20 protein-coding genes and 1 pseudogene are annotated in these 14713 nt (G+C 67.7%); 9 read left to right on the forward strand and 12 right to left on the reverse strand.

Annotation, left to right across the window (positions count from 1 at the left end):
* Positions 1 to 2: 2 nt before the first annotated feature.
* The 5 genes from FIF60_RS02445 to FIF60_RS02465 all read right to left on the reverse strand — a co-directional run bounded on the left by FIF60_RS02445 (position 3) and on the right by FIF60_RS02465 (position 3969).
* Positions 3 to 401: a RidA family protein gene (locus FIF60_RS02445; RefSeq protein WP_144183485.1), complete on the reverse strand. Its 399-nt coding sequence runs from the start codon at positions 399 to 401 to the stop codon at positions 3 to 5.
* 86 nt (positions 402 to 487) lie between these two features.
* Complete coding sequence (locus FIF60_RS02450; RefSeq protein WP_204251071.1) at positions 488 to 1324, reverse strand: alpha/beta fold hydrolase; 837 nt, start codon at positions 1322 to 1324, stop codon at positions 488 to 490.
* Between the two features lie 301 nt (positions 1325 to 1625).
* Positions 1626 to 3092 carry a carotenoid oxygenase family protein gene (locus FIF60_RS02455; protein ID WP_204251072.1) on the reverse strand — a complete coding sequence of 489 codons (1467 nt, stop codon included), beginning with the start codon at positions 3090 to 3092 and terminating at the stop codon, positions 1626 to 1628.
* Positions 3092 to 3508 carry a DUF6220 domain-containing protein gene (locus tag FIF60_RS02460; RefSeq protein WP_144183489.1) on the reverse strand — a complete coding sequence of 139 codons (417 nt, stop codon included), beginning with the start codon at positions 3506 to 3508 and terminating at the stop codon, positions 3092 to 3094. Before FIF60_RS02460 ends, FIF60_RS02455 begins: the two co-directional genes overlap by 1 nt.
* A complete protein-coding gene (locus tag FIF60_RS02465) occupies positions 3505 to 3969 on the reverse strand; it encodes an NAD(P)H-dependent oxidoreductase (RefSeq protein WP_204251073.1) in 465 nt (154 codons plus the stop codon). Before FIF60_RS02465 ends, FIF60_RS02460 begins: the two co-directional genes overlap by 4 nt.
* Before the next feature lie 233 nt (positions 3970 to 4202).
* Here FIF60_RS02465 and FIF60_RS02470 point away from each other — a divergent pair, with 233 nt between their 5' ends.
* Positions 4203 to 5090, forward strand: coding sequence for a LysR family transcriptional regulator (locus tag FIF60_RS02470; RefSeq protein WP_144183491.1), 888 nt, complete (start codon positions 4203 to 4205; stop codon positions 5088 to 5090).
* Between the two features lie 16 nt (positions 5091 to 5106).
* On the opposite strand, the gene FIF60_RS02475 is transcribed toward FIF60_RS02470, so the two are convergent.
* Complete coding sequence (locus FIF60_RS02475; protein ID WP_144183493.1) at positions 5107 to 6006, reverse strand: LysR family transcriptional regulator; 900 nt, start codon at positions 6004 to 6006, stop codon at positions 5107 to 5109.
* Between the two features lie 99 nt (positions 6007 to 6105).
* Here FIF60_RS02475 and FIF60_RS02480 point away from each other — a divergent pair, with 99 nt between their 5' ends.
* Together FIF60_RS02480 and FIF60_RS02485 are read left to right on the forward strand one after the other, a co-directional pair.
* Complete coding sequence (locus tag FIF60_RS02480; protein WP_144183495.1) at positions 6106 to 7188, forward strand: aldo/keto reductase; 1083 nt, start codon at positions 6106 to 6108, stop codon at positions 7186 to 7188.
* Positions 7189 to 7190: 2 nt separating this feature from the next.
* Complete coding sequence (locus tag FIF60_RS02485) at positions 7191 to 7529, forward strand: Atu4866 domain-containing protein (RefSeq protein WP_144183497.1); 339 nt, start codon at positions 7191 to 7193, stop codon at positions 7527 to 7529.
* Between the two features lie 62 nt (positions 7530 to 7591).
* Here FIF60_RS02485 and FIF60_RS02490 read toward each other — a convergent pair whose 3' ends face one another.
* The gene (locus tag FIF60_RS02490) at positions 7592 to 8020 is read right to left on the reverse strand and encodes a VOC family protein (RefSeq protein ID WP_144183499.1); all 429 of its coding nucleotides are present in this window, start codon (positions 8018 to 8020) and stop codon (positions 7592 to 7594) included.
* 68 nt (positions 8021 to 8088) lie between these two features.
* Complete coding sequence (locus tag FIF60_RS02495) at positions 8089 to 8937, reverse strand: helix-turn-helix domain-containing protein (protein ID WP_204251074.1); 849 nt, start codon at positions 8935 to 8937, stop codon at positions 8089 to 8091.
* On the opposite strand from FIF60_RS02495, the gene FIF60_RS22310 reads away from it, so the two are divergent.
* The 5 genes and pseudogenes from FIF60_RS22310 (at position 8878) to FIF60_RS02520 (ending at position 11257) form a co-directional block, all read left to right on the forward strand.
* Positions 8878 to 9312 carry a VOC family protein gene (locus FIF60_RS22310; RefSeq protein WP_338032056.1) on the forward strand — a complete coding sequence of 145 codons (435 nt, stop codon included), beginning with the start codon at positions 8878 to 8880 and terminating at the stop codon, positions 9310 to 9312. The two genes, FIF60_RS02495 and FIF60_RS22310, sit on opposite strands and share 60 nt — an antisense overlap.
* A gap of 13 nt (positions 9313 to 9325) precedes the next feature.
* Positions 9326 to 9676: pseudogene (locus FIF60_RS02505) on the forward strand (DUF1428 domain-containing protein).
* A gap of 133 nt (positions 9677 to 9809) precedes the next feature.
* Entirely contained in the window at positions 9810 to 10358 is a 549-nt protein-coding gene (locus tag FIF60_RS02510) for a glutathione S-transferase family protein (protein ID WP_204251075.1), read from the forward strand.
* Positions 10359 to 10443: 85 nt separating this feature from the next.
* A complete protein-coding gene (locus tag FIF60_RS02515; protein ID WP_204251076.1) occupies positions 10444 to 10839 on the forward strand; it encodes an anthrone oxygenase family protein in 396 nt (131 codons plus the stop codon).
* Positions 10840 to 10846: 7 nt separating this feature from the next.
* Positions 10847 to 11257 carry a hypothetical protein gene (locus FIF60_RS02520; protein ID WP_144183505.1) on the forward strand — a complete coding sequence of 137 codons (411 nt, stop codon included), beginning with the start codon at positions 10847 to 10849 and terminating at the stop codon, positions 11255 to 11257.
* 9 nt (positions 11258 to 11266) lie between these two features.
* Here FIF60_RS02520 and FIF60_RS02525 read toward each other — a convergent pair whose 3' ends face one another.
* The 3 genes from FIF60_RS02525 to FIF60_RS02535 form a co-directional block, all read right to left on the reverse strand.
* Positions 11267 to 11731: a cupin domain-containing protein gene (locus FIF60_RS02525; RefSeq protein WP_144183507.1), complete on the reverse strand. Its 465-nt coding sequence runs from the start codon at positions 11729 to 11731 to the stop codon at positions 11267 to 11269.
* Positions 11732 to 11735: 4 nt separating this feature from the next.
* Positions 11736 to 12152 carry a hypothetical protein gene (locus FIF60_RS02530; RefSeq protein ID WP_144183509.1) on the reverse strand — a complete coding sequence of 139 codons (417 nt, stop codon included), beginning with the start codon at positions 12150 to 12152 and terminating at the stop codon, positions 11736 to 11738.
* Between the two features lie 200 nt (positions 12153 to 12352).
* Complete coding sequence (locus FIF60_RS02535) at positions 12353 to 13459, reverse strand: alpha/beta fold hydrolase (protein WP_204251077.1); 1107 nt, start codon at positions 13457 to 13459, stop codon at positions 12353 to 12355.
* On the opposite strand from FIF60_RS02535, the gene FIF60_RS02540 reads away from it, so the two are divergent.
* Positions 13458 to 13790, forward strand: coding sequence for a glutathione S-transferase family protein (locus tag FIF60_RS02540; protein WP_158639030.1), 333 nt, complete (start codon positions 13458 to 13460; stop codon positions 13788 to 13790). The genes FIF60_RS02535 and FIF60_RS02540 overlap by 2 nt on opposite strands.
* A gap of 28 nt (positions 13791 to 13818) precedes the next feature.
* Here the strand turns inward: FIF60_RS02540 and FIF60_RS02545 are convergent, their stop codons facing one another.
* Positions 13819 to 14712: a sigma-70 family RNA polymerase sigma factor gene (locus FIF60_RS02545; protein ID WP_144183515.1), complete on the reverse strand. Its 894-nt coding sequence runs from the start codon at positions 14710 to 14712 to the stop codon at positions 13819 to 13821.
* Position 14713 lies beyond the last annotated feature (1 nt).

A 14713-nucleotide genomic window follows, 5' to 3' on the forward strand; every position in this document is an offset into this window, starting at 1 on the left:
TGTCAGGGACTGACCGGACTGCGCGCGATCACCTTGATCTCGAAGTCGAACCCGGCGAGCCACGTGACGCCGATCGCGGTCCAGGTCGGATGCGGCGGGTTGGGGAAGTGCTGGTTCTTGACCTTCATGAAGGTCTCGAACTGCACCTGCGGGTCGGTGTGGAAGCTGGTCACATCGAGGATGTCATCGAAGCCGCAGCCGGCCGATCCGAGCGTCGCCCGGAGGTTCTCGAAGGCGCGCTGCACCTGGCGCTCGAAAGCGGGCTCTGGGCTGCCATCGTCGCGGCTGCCGACCTGGCCGGAGACGAACAGCAGGTCGCCGGATCGGACTGCGGCGGAATAGCCATGCTTCTCGTACAGGGCGTGGCGGTTGGGTGGAAAGAAGGCTTCGCGTTGGGTCATTGGCTCACTCCTTCGATTGCGGTGGACAAGGGTGCTGTCGTGGCGGCGCGTCACGCGGCCGCCGCTGCCGTCGGCCGCACTCCCGCTCAGCTCTTTACAAAGGCGAGCAGGTCACGGTTCAGCACACCGGCGTTGACCGTGAGCATGCCGTGGGAGAAGCCCGGATAGGTCTTCAGCGTGCCGCTCTTCAGCAGCCGGACCGCGATCCTGGCCGAGCTGTCGATCGGCACGACCTGGTCGTCCTCGCCGTGCATCACCAATGTCGGCACGGTGATCGCCTTCAGGTCCTCGGTCTGGTCGGTCTCCGAGAATGCCTTGATGCCCTCGTAATGGGCCTTGGCGCTGCCGCTCATGCCCTGCCGCCACCAGTTCTGGATTACGCCTTCATGCGCGGTCGCACCCGGGCGGTTGAAGCCGTAGAACGGCCCCGCCGGCACATCGCGGAAGAACTGCGCACGATTGGCCGCCAGCGCATGGCGGAAGCCATCGAACACCTCCATCGGCAGGCCGCCCGGATAGGCATCGGTGCGGAGCATGATCGGCGGGATGGCTGCCACCAGCACGGCCTTGGCGACGCGGCCGGCCGGCTGGCCGTGCTTCGCGACGTACCGCACCACTTCGCCGCCGCCCGTGGAATGCCCGATATGGACGGCGTTGCGGAGGTTGAGGTGCTCGGCCACTGCGAACGCATCCGCCGCGTAATGATCCATGTCGTGGCCGTCCGACACCTGGGCCGAGCGGCCATGGCCACGCCGGTCATGCGCGACGACGCGATAGCCGTGCTGCAGGAAGAACAGCAACTGCGCGTCCCAGTCGTCAGACGAGAGCGGCCAGCCGTGATGGAACACGATGGGCTGGGCGTCGCGCGGGCCCCAGTCCTTGTAGTAGATCTCGACGCCGTCGTTTGTCGTCACGGTTGGCATGGTGGCTCGTCCTTCTGTGGAGGTGGTGCTCTGTGCTCCTGCCGCGCGCGGCAGGCCGGCGAGAGCGACCATCGCGGCCGCTCCCAGTTCGATGATCTCGCGCCGTGTCGGCGCCTAGCTCATGGCGGAGGCCTCGTGTCCTGCCGACAACGCGCCTCTCCACATGAAGGCTTCGCGTTGGGTCATGAGAATTGCTCCATGATCGTTGGTGGGCGATGCGCGCTGGAAAGGTCACGCCTCTCTCGCAGCGATCACGCTCGCCGCAGGTGTCGCCTTCTGGCTCGATCAGTGGGCTCGGAGCCTACGTCTCGCGATCATCGAGCCAGGAACCATGGACCCCGGCGGGAACCCATGCCGGCATCTCGATCGCGGCGATCGGTCCCGCTGCTACCCGCGTGGCATCGAGGATCCAGAGTTCGGCCTGTCGTGTCCGCAGATCGGTGATGTAGGTGAGGAGCCAGCCATGATCCTCGCCCTGGCCAGTCGGGTCGGCCGCGAAGCACGGTTCGCCGGCATAGACACCCATCGGCAACGAGAGGTGCTGGCGCTCGCCAGTCGAAAGGTCGTACTTGGCGATACCGCAGGTCTCCGTCCCACCCCCCGGGAACGAGCAGGCGTATGAGTAGCGGCTCTCACGCCCCGTATAGGCGAGGTTCATCGTAGGGAACTCGGTGACGAGGTCGTCCATGATCTCATTGCGGGCCGTGCGCTGCGCCGGATCGATCGTCCAGCGCGAGCGGTAGCAACCGCCGACCGGCATCGCGTCATGCGGCGCAGACCCATTGATGAAGTCGCTGGCCGACCTCCACGAAGGCTCGTGCATGAACGGGCCCTCAATGACGATCCGCCCGCTCCCATCCTCCCAGGAATTGGCGAGGTGGATGGAGACGTGCGGATCGACGGCGATCCAGACCGGCGGTTCACCGCCGGAACGATCACGCTTCATGACGCCGACGCGCCCGCGATAGCCGCGGTCGAAATCATAGGGGAAGGCGAGACCGTTCTGGAGATTGAGGACGAGCGAGCCGTCAAACCAGATGACGTGGTTTTTCGTGATCGCGAAGTCGTGGATCACAGACGGACCAGGTCCCTCGATGATCTCGGACGTCACGAGCCGACCCGCCTTATCCGCGACGTGATAAGTGAGATGGGGAGGCAGCGGCGAATTGCCGATGAAGATCATCTCACCGGTCGCGGGACAGATCTTCGGGTGTGCCGTCATCATCGTCTTGAGCGCACCGTCGAAATCGTACGCGCCGACGGTCTCGAGCTCGGGCGTTATTTCGAAGGGCAGGTTCACCTCCTGCAGAGCGAGGATGCGGCCCGCATGGCGCACGATGCTGGTCGCCGCAGCACTGGCGTGGAGGTCCATCGTCCCGTCCTCGCGGAAGAGCTTGGCGCCATCCAGCGCTGGTGTGCGCATCCACCTGTTCCGGTACCATTCGACGCGGCCGCCGGAGAGACGGATGCCGTGCACCATGCCCGAACCGTAGAACCAGGCGCCCGGGTTGATCCCGTCCTTTGGGTTGTGACCATTGCGGAAGTAGCTGCCCGACAGGGCCGACGGGATCACGCCACGAACAGGAAGCGTGAAGGAAGTCGTCTCGTCCATGACCGGCTTGAAATGGCCGGTCATGAAGGCGGGCAGCCTGTCGCCGTCCGCGTGCCGGCCCGCGGCCAGCGCTTCGAAGGTGAGGATGGAAGAAGCTACGGTGGTTGCTGCAAGGCTGCTTGCTATGCGCAGGACGTCGCGGCGGGTGGCGTTCATCAGTTCGATCCCTTCGTCGCCTGGACGTGAGCCCGGCGGCGCTCGATCTTTGCGAGAAGAACGAGACTCGCGACGAGCACGAGCGCACCGTTGACGGGATGATAGGCAAGGAGCGGTGAGCCATCCCCGCCGGCCAGCACGAACTGCACGAGGGTGATGACGGCGAGGAGTCCTGCCCACCAGCCGAAGCCGCGCAGGCAACCCACGGAAAGCGCGCCGAGAAGCAGCACCAGCACAGGGAGTGCGAGAAGCGAGCCGAGGATGGCATGCGTTGAAAAATCGCTTCCTCCGAACAGCGCTTGTCCCGCCAGGAGGAACTGACCGAGGACCCCGGCCGGCACGAGCCATCCGCTTGCGGTGAACCAGAACGGCGTGCCGCGCTCGAGGTCCCGGAGGGTGTCGTGGACCGGCTTCATCGCGCGGCCCCTGCAACGATGGGCGACGTCGCGAAGCGGGAGAGCGCGTCGCGGTAGTCCCGCCCGGCATTCGCAAGGGCCACCGCGTCCAGGTCGGCGGTGCCGTACAGGAGAAACGTGTCCCGCCAGTCCATCGCAAAGCGGTTCACCGTGGCGCGAAGCGGCACGAGAAGCTCAGCAACCGTGAAGCGGTTGCGCCCTTCCCGCCGATAGGTGGCCTCGGCGGCGCCCATTGACGCTGCGATCATGACGGGCTTTCCGGAGAGACCGGCGCCCTCCGTATCCGGGCGGATGTAGCCCATCCGGGTGAGCACCTTGTCCTGCCAATCCTTCATCACCGCAGGGGTCGAGTACCACTGCATTGGGAACTGAAGGACGATGCGCTCAGCACCGAGAAGCCGGGCTGCTTCGCGCTCGCCGTCGCGATCCATGTCGATGCCCTGCGGGTAGAGGGCCGTCATGTCGGCGATCTGGACGTCGCGAGGCCTCTGGCCGCGCTCGCCAGCGCCGCATTGACGCGGGACCGAGACAGGTCAGGGTGTAAAAGAAGGATCAGGGTCATCTGATGCAGTCCACCTCTATCGAGCCTGTCGCAAAGGATCGGTTCGGGTCCGTCGGATACGGACAGGGCGGAAAATGACCCCGTGAGCGAAATCCTTCCAATCGATTGTTGATCTGATCTATTATCCACCTTGTGAATTTACGCTCAGTCGATCTCAACCTCCTGGTCGTTCTCGACGCGCTTCTCGACGAAGGACATGTCGGCCGCGCCGGCGATCGCGTCGGGCTCTCGCAGCCGGCGACGTCCGCGGCGCTTCAGCGCTGCCGCCACCTTTTCCGGGATGATCTCTTGGAAAGACGTCATGGGACGATGCGGCTGACGCCGAAGGCAGAAAGTCTCCGCCAGCCCTTGAAGGCCCTGCTGGCCTCGGCAGCGGCGCTCATCGATCCCCCGAAGGTCCCGCTTGCCGAAATCCAGGCGACGATACGCCTGACGATGGCAGACGCTCTCGCGCTTCTGCTGGTCGAGCCACTCCTTGCCGACCTCGCAGGTTCCGCTCCAGGCATCGATATCGTTCTGCAACCGTGGCGCGGAAACGAAGCGGCGAAGCATGCCCTGGCCGATGGCTCGACCGACCTTGCCGTCTCCGTTTCCCCCCCCGCCGACGACGAGTTGCGCCGCGAGCCATTGAGTGAGGAATCCTATGCCGTCGTCATGCGGGAGGGCCATCCGGCCGCGCGTCGCTTCACGCTCGAGCGCTGGCTCGCGTATCCGCACATCGTTGTCTCAGGGCGCGGCGAAGCGCGCACGCCGCTCGATACGGAGCTCGCAAAGCGCGGTCTCCGGCGACGCGTCAGGCTCGTCGTTCCGACATTCGACATGGTGGCGCCACTGCTACGGTCCACCACAATGATCGCGATGCTGCCGAAGCGAGTGGCGGAGCGGGCGACAGGTCTCGCCGTTTTCGAGCCGCCAATTCCCGTGGCGGGTTTCACGCTCTCGCTCGTCTCGCACCGCCGCCGCGAGCACGACCAGGCTCTACGACACGTCGCGGACCGGCTGGCAGCATTGTTCCGGTAGGCGACCGCTTCCAGGATCAGGGCGTCGTGCCGCGCCACCTGACATGCTCGATCAACGCGCGCAGCTTCGGCGCGAGGTTCCGCCGGTTCGGAAAGTACAGGAAGAAGCCGGGAAAGGGCGGGAAGAACATCTGCAGCAGCGGCACCAACTGACCGGACGAGACAAGGGGCCTGAACGTTTCCTCCATGCCGAAGGTGATGCCGCCACCGGCGCAGGCCGTGCGGATCATCAGCCCCATGTCGTTGGTGGTGATCTGCGGATCCACCGCCACGTCGAACTCCCGCCCGTCTTCGCCGAATTCCCAACGGTAGGGCGCGGTGTGCGGCGCCGCGCGCCAGCCGATGCAGCGATGCCGTACCAGCTCCGAGGGATGCGCGGGCACACCGAAGCGCGCGATGTAGGACGGCGCGGCGACGGCGGTCTGACGCTGCTCGCCCGACACCGGGATGGCGATCATGTCCTGCGCGATCACCTCGCCAAGTCGCACGCCTGCGTCATAGCCCTCGGCGACGATGTCGAATTCCTCGTCGGTGACCGTGACATCGATCTGGACGGCAGGATGGGCATCCACGAAACCCGCCAGCAGCGGCCCCGCGATGAAGCGCTCGGCAATGGAGGACACAGCAAGCCGCAGTAGCCCGCTCGGCGCGCTGTCGCGATCCGCCGTCGCATCCAGCGCCGCGCCGATCTCGCCGATGGCGGGCGCCATGCGCTGGTGCAGCTGCGCTCCCGCCTCCGTCAGGCTGACACTGCGCGTCGTGCGCTGCACGAGCGCGACGCCGAGCCGATCCTCGAGGCGACGGATTGCCTGGCTCACCGCCGATCGCGTGACACCCAGGTGCTCGGCAGCCGCGCGGAAGCTTCGCGCCTCCGCGACGGCGAGGAACACGGAGACGCCGGTCAGGTCCACGGCCATTGGTTACTCCACCTTACCACCGTGGGCAGCATTGGGCGAGTTCTCCGCTGGTTCAACCCTCTCTAGATGTCGCGCCGTTGATCAGAGAGGAGCCACACGATGATGCTCGATACCTACAGGCTGCTGGGCCGTTCTGGCCTGCGCGTCTCGCCCATGAGCCTGGGCACGATGACGTTCGGATCGGAGTGGGGGTGGGGTGCCGAGATCGGCGAGGCCCGCCGCATCTTCGACCTCTATGTCGATCGCGGCGGCAACTTCGTCGACACCGCGGTGAACTACACCGACGGCGCGTCGGAACGCTTCCTCGGCGAGTTCATCGGCGGCAAGCGCGAGCGGATCGTGCTTGCGACAAAGTTCACCATGGCGCGCGATCCCGGCAATCCGAATTCGGGCGGCAACCACCGGCTGAACATGATCCGCTCGGTCGAGCAGAGCCTGCGCCAGCTTGCCACCGACCGGATCGATCTTCTCTACCTGCACGCCTGGGACATGACGACGCGGCCGGAGGAAGTGATGCGGGCGCTCGACGATCTCGTCCGAGCGGGCAAGGTCCTCTACGCCGGCATCTGCAACACGCCCGCCTGGCGGGTCGCCGAAATGCAGACACTCGCCGAGCTGCGCGGGTGGTCGCCCTTCGTCGGGCTGCAGATCGAATACAGCCTGGTCGAACGCAGCGTCGAGCATGAGCTGATGCCGATGGCACGGGCTCTCGGGCTCGGCGTGCTGCCATGGTCGCCGCTCGGCGGCGGCTTGCTGGCGGGTAAGTACACGCGGGCGGACGTGGTGGATTCCCGCGAGGCGGCAGTGTCGCCCAGCCGCAAGGGCGTGATCGCCGCCTCCGGACACCTCAATGCGCGCGCGATCGCGATCGCGGAAGAGGTTCGCGCTGTCGCCGCGGAAGCGGGCGCGACTCCGTCGCAGGTCGCACTGGCCTGGACGCTGACGAATCCCGCGGTGGTGTCGCCCGTCCTGGGCGCCCGCACCGTTGCCCAGACGGAAGAAAACCTGGCGGCGCTAGAGGTGGTGTTATCGCCGGACCAGGCCGACCGCCTCAATCGGATCAGCGAACCCGATCCGATCTTTCCAGCCCGCTTCGTGCGGCGCCCGCTGGTGCAGCAGTTGATCCACGGCGGCGCCGCCGTGGCGCGCTGCCCGATCGCCACCCATGCAACAGGAGCCTGACGATGCGCCGCCAATTCGCAGTCCTGCTGACTGCGACCCTGCTGGGCGCACCGGTTCACGCCGAGGACACCGCCATGCGAGCGAGCCATCCCTATGTCGGCATGTGGGTCACCGATGACGGCCATGTGCGCCACGAACTCCTGCCGAACGGGCGCTATGTCGAAGCCCGTGGCCGGCGAGAGCGCGCCTATCTCGGGCGATACGAGGTCACCGGCACGCACATCGAATACTGGGACGACACCGGCTTCACCGCCGATGGCGATTTTGTCGACGCGGATACGCTGCACCATGGCGGCATGGTGCTGCGCCGCAGGCCCGCCGCGTCCCCTGCACATCGCTGACCGCACAATGCGATGCAGCGCACACGGTGTCTCGTCATCGGTCTCCTGCGTGCTTCGCGCCGTCATCCGTTGGCGTCGCTGCGCGCCTTGGGCCAATACGTCCCGAAGGACCAGAGATTGCCCTCCGGGTCACGGCAGGCGAACTCCCGGCTGCCGTAGTTCGTGTCGCGCAGCGGCATGGTAAACTCGGTACCCGCTGCCGCCAGCGTCGCATGCAGTGCGTCAGGATCGGCGATGGCGACGTAGAGCGCATCGGTGCGCCGGCCGGCCGCATCGCCGACGAGCCGGCCATACGCATCGTCGCGGCTCTGGCCGAGCATCAGGATCGAGGAGCCGAGGGCGAGTTCGGCGTGCTCCACGATGCCGCCGTTGCGGTGGACGGCATGCTCGGTGAAGCCGAGCTGCTCCTTCAGCCAGGTGATCATCGCCTCCGCGTCCCGGCACCGCAGTGTCGGAAAGATGCAGGGGGCTTCGGTGGTGGGCGTTGGCATCGGCTGCTCCTGTCGAACGTCGTCGCGCCCAGCATCGTCGCCGCCGGCGCGGCAGGCTTGAAGATTTGTCAACCGAAGGCGGGATCGTCCGGCTGCCGCAGGCGCGGGTCGCGCAGGGCGACGCGGCGGGCCCAGGCGCCGGGCGGCTCTCCGGCCAGCGCCACGAACTCCCGGATCAGGTGCGCCTGGTCGGCATAGCCACAGGACGCGGCGATCCTGGCCCAGCGGCCGGCAGCCTCAGCCTGTACCTGTGCCTGCACGCAGGCCCGCCGGAAGCGCATCATCCGCGCGATCCGCTTAGGGCCGACGCCGATCTCGACCCGGAACCGCTCGGCCAGATGTGTGCGGCTCCAGCCAATTTCCTCGGCGAGGCCGGCGATCCGCGCAGCACCACCAGTCGCGGCGAGGCGGCGCCAGGCGTAGGCGATGGCGGGCGAGGGCGCGAAGTCGTCGCGGCTGGCGACGAAGTCCTCGACCAGATCGAACCGGGCGTGCCAGGAGGGCGTCGCGCGGACGCGCTCCACCAGCGCCCGTCCCGCCGCGCGGAACACATCCCCGGCATCGACCATGCGCGCGCAGAGATCGACGACGGCGCCGCCGAGGCAGCGATAGGCGCCGAGCGGCGTGAAATCCACCTGCACGCAGGCGGCACTGCCGTCGGAGCGGATGTCGACCGGCCCCGCATACAGGCCCGCTGCGAAACTCCCCACGCGATCCGCCTCATGCGGTTCGCGGCCCAGCGCGATCCGGAATGGCGTGCCGAGGCTGATGATGAGCGGCACGACGAGGCCCGCCGTCTCGCGCTGGTGATGGTCCGCTGCGCGTGTCTCCCGGTAGCCCGCGATGGCGGAGACGAGATGGCGCGTGCGTTCGGACGGCGTGCGGCGGATGATCTCGAAAGCGTCCGGCGTTTCCATGCGCGCCATCCTCGCCTTGGCCAGGGCCGCGAGACAACGTCCCAGCTGGCTGCCGTCATCGCGCCTTCGCGAGCCCTTGCTGCAGGGCCTCGGCCGTGTCGTGGCCGAGGGTCGCGTCAAGCGCTGCGGTTCCAGATCGCGACCGACGACCAGGCGGAGACCGACCGGTACTGGGATGCCATCGTCGCCAACGGCGGGCAGGAGAGCGCCTGCGGCTGGTGCAAGGACCGCTGGGGCGTGAACTGGCAGATTACGCCGCGCGTATTGACGGAGGCGATCGCCGCCGGCGGTGGCGAGGCGAAACGGGCCTTCGAGGCCATGATGACCATGCGCAAGATCGACATCGCCGCCATTGAGGCGGCACGGCGCGGATAGAGGAGGACAAGCGATGTATGTCGATGGGTTCGTGCTGGCGGTGCCCACCGCAAACAACGAGACCTACCGCAGCCTCGCGGCCGACGCCGCGGTGGTGTTCAAGGAACATGGCGCACGGAGCTACGTCGAATCCTGGGGTGACGATGTGCCCGAAGGCAAGGTGAACTCGCTGCACACCGCCGTGCTGCGCAAGCCCGATGAGACGGTGGTGTTCGCCTAGGCCACCTGGCCCGACAAGGCCACGCGTGATGCGGGCATGCGCAAGGTGTTCGACGATCCGCGCCTTGCCCAGTCAAAGGAGCAGATGCCGTTCGACGGCACGCGCATGATCTTCGGCGGGTTCGAGGTGATCGTGCAGGCGTGACGCGCGGGAACGCGTGCGGTGATCCCCACCATCACGGCGTTCGAACGCTCGCCCGATCGCGGCAGGGGGCTCGCGCGCGACATGCGCGTGCGCTGGGCGCTGGGCGCTGGAGTAGGTGGGGCAGCCGTATGACGTGCGGCTCGTGTCGTTCGATGCCATGATGCAACCAGCGCACCGCGCGCTGCATCCGTTCGGACAGATCCCGACCTGGCAGGAAGGCGGTCTCGTCCTGTTCGAATCAGGCGCAATCGTGCTCCATGTCGCCGGGCGCCATCCGGGCCTGCTGCCGGATGACGCGCAGGCGCGGGCACGGGCTGTCGCGTGGATGTTCGCTGCCCTCGATACGGTCGAGCCGCCGATCTGGGAGTTCAATATGGCGCGGGTGCTCGAGGGCGACATGGCCTGGCACGCTGCGCGCGAGCCGATGCTGAAGCAGCGCGTGCATGTGCGGTTGAGCCAGCTCGCGACGCGGCTGGGCGATGCCGACTGGCTCGATGGCGGCTTCACCTCTGGCGACCTGATGATGATCACGGTGCTGCGACGGCTGGCCGGGTCGGGGCTGCTCGAGCAACACCCCACCCTTGCCGCCTATGTCGCCCGCGGCGAGGCGCGGCCTGCGTTCGGGCGCGCATTCGCTGCGCAGCTGGCGGTGTTCACCGGCCAGCCGGGCCATGAGGGGTGAGACACTCGCCACCGCGCTGCTCTGGGCTGGTGCGCTCGGCTGCAGTGCGATCGGGGGCGTCTACTTCGCCTTCTCGGCGTTCGTGATGACCGCGCTGCGGGCCATTCCTCCCGCGGCCGGGATGGGCGCGATGCGCTCGATCAACCGCGTGATCCTGCGCTCCGCCTTCATGCCTCTGTTCTTCGGCACGCCGCTGGCGGCGCTGCTGCTGTTGCTGCTTGGCATCGTGGGACTGTGGGGGGCCCGCTCGTGGCCGGTGATGCTCGGCGCCGTCGTTCATCTCGCCGGGATGACGGGCGTGACCGCCGCGTTCAACGTGCCGCTGAATACGCGGCTCGACGGGGCCGGCGAGAACATTGCGCGGGCCGAAGCGAAGTGGCTGCACTACCTGAGCGCCTGGACACGCTGGAACCATCTGCGCACCATTTCGTCCATCACCGCCTCTGCCCTGTTCGTTGTGGAGCGGGTTCGTTCCGGATAATGTTGGAATGTCATTTGTCATCAAGACCGCCATCGCTGACCCGGAAGCGCAAACCTTCGTCTTCGTGGCACAGAAGACGATGTACGGCGGCAGGCTCATCGCTGCCGGAGACGTGGTGTATGTGTTCGCGAGCGAGAACACCGGCGGTGCGGGGCTCGTCGCACGCGGGATCGTGACCGCCGCCGAGGCGGTACCGCGACGACCCGGCATCACACGGCAGACGCCGCGCGTCAGCATCACCGTCCAGCATACCGCGCTGGCGAAGCGCCGGCTTGGCCGGAACGAGCTGAAGCCACTGAAGGGTGGGGCCGGCGGCGAGCCGGGAGCCGAACTGAACTTCAAGCTCTATCGCCAGGCGACCGACAAGATCGTTGGCATTTCCGACGCGGCGGCGGCCTTTCTCGATGCATGCTTCTGAGGCCCCGCGTCACCGGTACGGGTTCGATGCCGGCTGCCCCGTGCCAACGGTCCAGACATCGTCAGGCAACGAACGATCGCGATGGCATACCCTGTCGTGGTCTGGATATTGGATCGCGTCGATTGGCGCGCGTGTGCCGACGATGAGGCAACGTGTCGGGCTGGCGCTACGATTGTGCAGGTAATGTCCGACCGCGACGCCTGCTCTGAACGTTGCCGCGTCGCCAGTGCGCAACAGGGTCACGAAATCGCCCTCGATCAGTGTGACCTCGCCTTCGAGAACATAGACCATCTCGTCTTCCGCCGCGTGCCAGTGCTTGAGCGAGGACCGCGACCCGGGATGCAGGATCTCGATGTTCGCACCGAACTGCGTCAGGCCGCCCGGCTCGCTGATCCATAGAGTCTGTGCCGGACCGCACGCATCGTCCGGCTCGCGCTCCTCCACGATGAACCGGTCCTGAGTGAAGGATGGCATTGGCTCAACTCCGTTCGTCAGGGCGAGATGCCCCAGAATGCCGGTCTCCCGCCGTGGGATGAAAGGCGAGATGAAACGCCTCGGGCCGCATGATCTTGGCGAAGTAGTGCGCTTCCGCTGCATGCCACTGCCGCTCCCACGGACCTATCGTCTCCTCGCGCGCGATCAGTCTGGCCTCGCGTTCGGCATCCTGCGCGACGGCGAGGATGCGAAGGTCGAGCAGATCGGCCAGTTCGGGGCGCGCTGCATACACGCCTTCCAGAATGACCACGGTGCGAGGTGTCAGCACCGTCAGCGCATCGACCAGCCGACCGTCGAAGGCGTCCCAGTCGAAGGCGCGCCAGTTTGCCGCGCGCCCGGCGCGCACCGTCGCCAGCACGTCGCGCTGGCGTGTCCAGTCGATGCAGGTCGCGGAAAGCACAGCCGGCTCGTCGTCGTGCAGGGCGGTGCCGCCGGAGTAGAAATCATAGCCGGCGATCAGCGCCGCATCGGGCCGCTCAGCTAGCGCAGCGGCCAGCGTGGACTTGCCCGTCCCGCTCCGCCCGTCGATCGCGACGACGAACGGTCGCGACGATCCACGCGCCCACCGCGCGATGGTCTCCGAGAGTCAGTCGGCAACGGTCATTGTTGCACCGACACGCCGGCGGGCAGGTTGGGCGTCGCGGCGGCACAGTCCGATCCGGCAAGCGGGGTCACGTGGCGTACGATCACCTCGACGAAGGCGGCGGGCTGCTCGAAGGGCGGATTGTGCGCGCTCTCCTCGAACGGGAAGAGCCGGCGAAACGGCGCCGACACGGTGCGGAACCAGGTCTCCGCCAGCGACGATGGCACCTGCCGGTCATGACGACCCTGGATCAGGAAGACCGGCACGTCGAGGTGGCGCATGTGCCACAGGCGAAGCTGGGAGAATTCCGGCCAGAGGCGTTCGAGGGACCAGCGGTTGCCGCGGCCGAACAGCCAGAGATCGTAGAGCCCCACCTCGCTCTGCTGGAGTGCACGCCAGATCAGCGCGCCGGTCGAGAGGTCAGGCGCGTGGAACGCCCCGCCCAGACGCTCGTTCCAGCGGCGTGACACCAGCATGGCGTCCACGTCGTGCGGCGGCGGCCCGATGGTGCGCAGCGCCGCGATCGCCGCGGCGTCGCGGCGACGCTCCGCCTCATCCAGCGCGGCCTGCCAGGACATGCGCTCGCCCGCCGGCATGTCCACCACCTGCGCGATGCCGACATAGGCCAGCACGTCGCCGGGATGCCGCGCGGCGTGCAGCAGCCCTGGCGCGGTGCCCCAGGAATGCGCGACGACGATGGCGGGCCCCGCGCCGAAGCGGGTGCGCATCGCGTCGATCAGCGCGTGAAGGTCGGCGACGAACTGCTCAATTCGCATGGTCTCACCAGGGATCGGCGGGTCGAACGACCGGCCAGTGCCGCGCTGTTCCCAGTAGACGACCAGGAAATGCTGCTCGAGCTCCGGCACGAAGGCGCGGAACAGCGGGGATTCCGACGCGCCGGGGCCGCCATGCACCAGGACGAGCAGCGGGTTGCGCGTGTTCGTTCCCCGCAGCCAGATGCGCTGGCGCACGCCGTTGAGCATCAGGTCGGTCATCTCCGCGACGCTGCCGTCGCGTGGGCGCCCATCCGGCCCGCGAAAGGCGGGGGTGCTGGTGCAGGAGCCGAGCGCCAGCAGCAGGGCCAGCCCGGCCACAGTCAAGGCGGGCCACAGCCAGCGGCGCATGGCGCTGCACATCTTCATCTATCCCGAAGCCGAGCGGCGCGTGGATGAGGTGCGGCGTGCTGCGCGCGACTGCCGCGCTTTGCTGGCGCCGCTCGACGCCCACATGACCGGGCGCAAATGGTACGTCGGAACCGAGCCCAGCGTCGCCGACTTCGTCGCGGCCTGTACGCTGGATTGGGCCGACGAGGAGGGCCTCCTGGACACGGCGCCTGCCCTGAAGGCTTTCCTTGAGCGCATGTACGCCCGGGCAAGCGCACCGCCGACGATTGCGGAGGAGTTCGCGGCGCTCCGGGCTGGCAACTTGCCCGGGCGGATGCGGTGCGCCGCCTGACGGCGTCGATGCGCGGCATTCGAACGCCTCACGCGCGCAGCCGTGCCTGGACGGCGGCCAGCTTCTCCGGGTTGCGCACGACGTAGATCGCTGCGATGCGGCCGTCGCGGATCTCCAGCGCGGTGCTCTGCGGCAGGCCATCGGGCTCCAGCGTGACGTAGCCGGGCAGTGTATTGACCAGGCCGAGATGCAGCAGCGCGGTGATGCCCTCATCCCGCCGGCGCGCGAGGCCAACGAAGAAGCGCACGATCCTGTCGGCCCCCTCGATCGGGTTGAGCGCGGCCAGCCGGATGCCACCACCATCCGTATGCAGCACGGCGTCCTCCGTCAGCAGTTCGCGCAGGACCGTTTCGTCACCCGTCTGGGTCGCGGTGAGGAAGGCGCGGGCTATCCGTTCGGCCTCGGCGCTGGTGACGCGGTGTCGGGGCGTGGCGTCGCCGAGCCGCGCCCGCGCACGGCTCGCGAGCTTGCGGCACGCCGCTTCGGCCCGGCCCAGCAGGCCGGCGATCTCCGCGAACGGCGTCTCGAACAGGTCGTGCAGGATGAATACGGCGCGCTCGGCCGGTGAGAGGCGCTGCAGCGCCAGCAGGAACGCCACGGACAGGTCCTGCGCGCGCTCGTGCGCGGCCTGCTGCGGCGGATCCCGTGACTCCAGAACGGGCTCGGGCAACCAGGGGCCGACATAGATCTCCCGGCGGTGGCGGGCCGACTTCAGGTGGTCGAGGCTGAGCCGGGCCGTCGCCTTGAGCAGCCAGGCGCGCGGCACCGCGATGCTGCTTCGCTCGGCGCCCTGCCAGCGCAGGAACACGTCCTGCACGATGTCCTCCGCGGTCGCGAGCGAGCCGGTCATGCGATAAGCGAGCCCGATCAACTCGGCACGGAGCGGAACGTAGTGCTCGGCCGCGTCGGGCTCGCCCTGCATG

This window comes from Elioraea rosea (genome assembly GCF_007644105.1).
Lineage (GTDB): Bacteria > Pseudomonadota > Alphaproteobacteria > Acetobacterales > Acetobacteraceae > Elioraea_A > Elioraea_A rosea.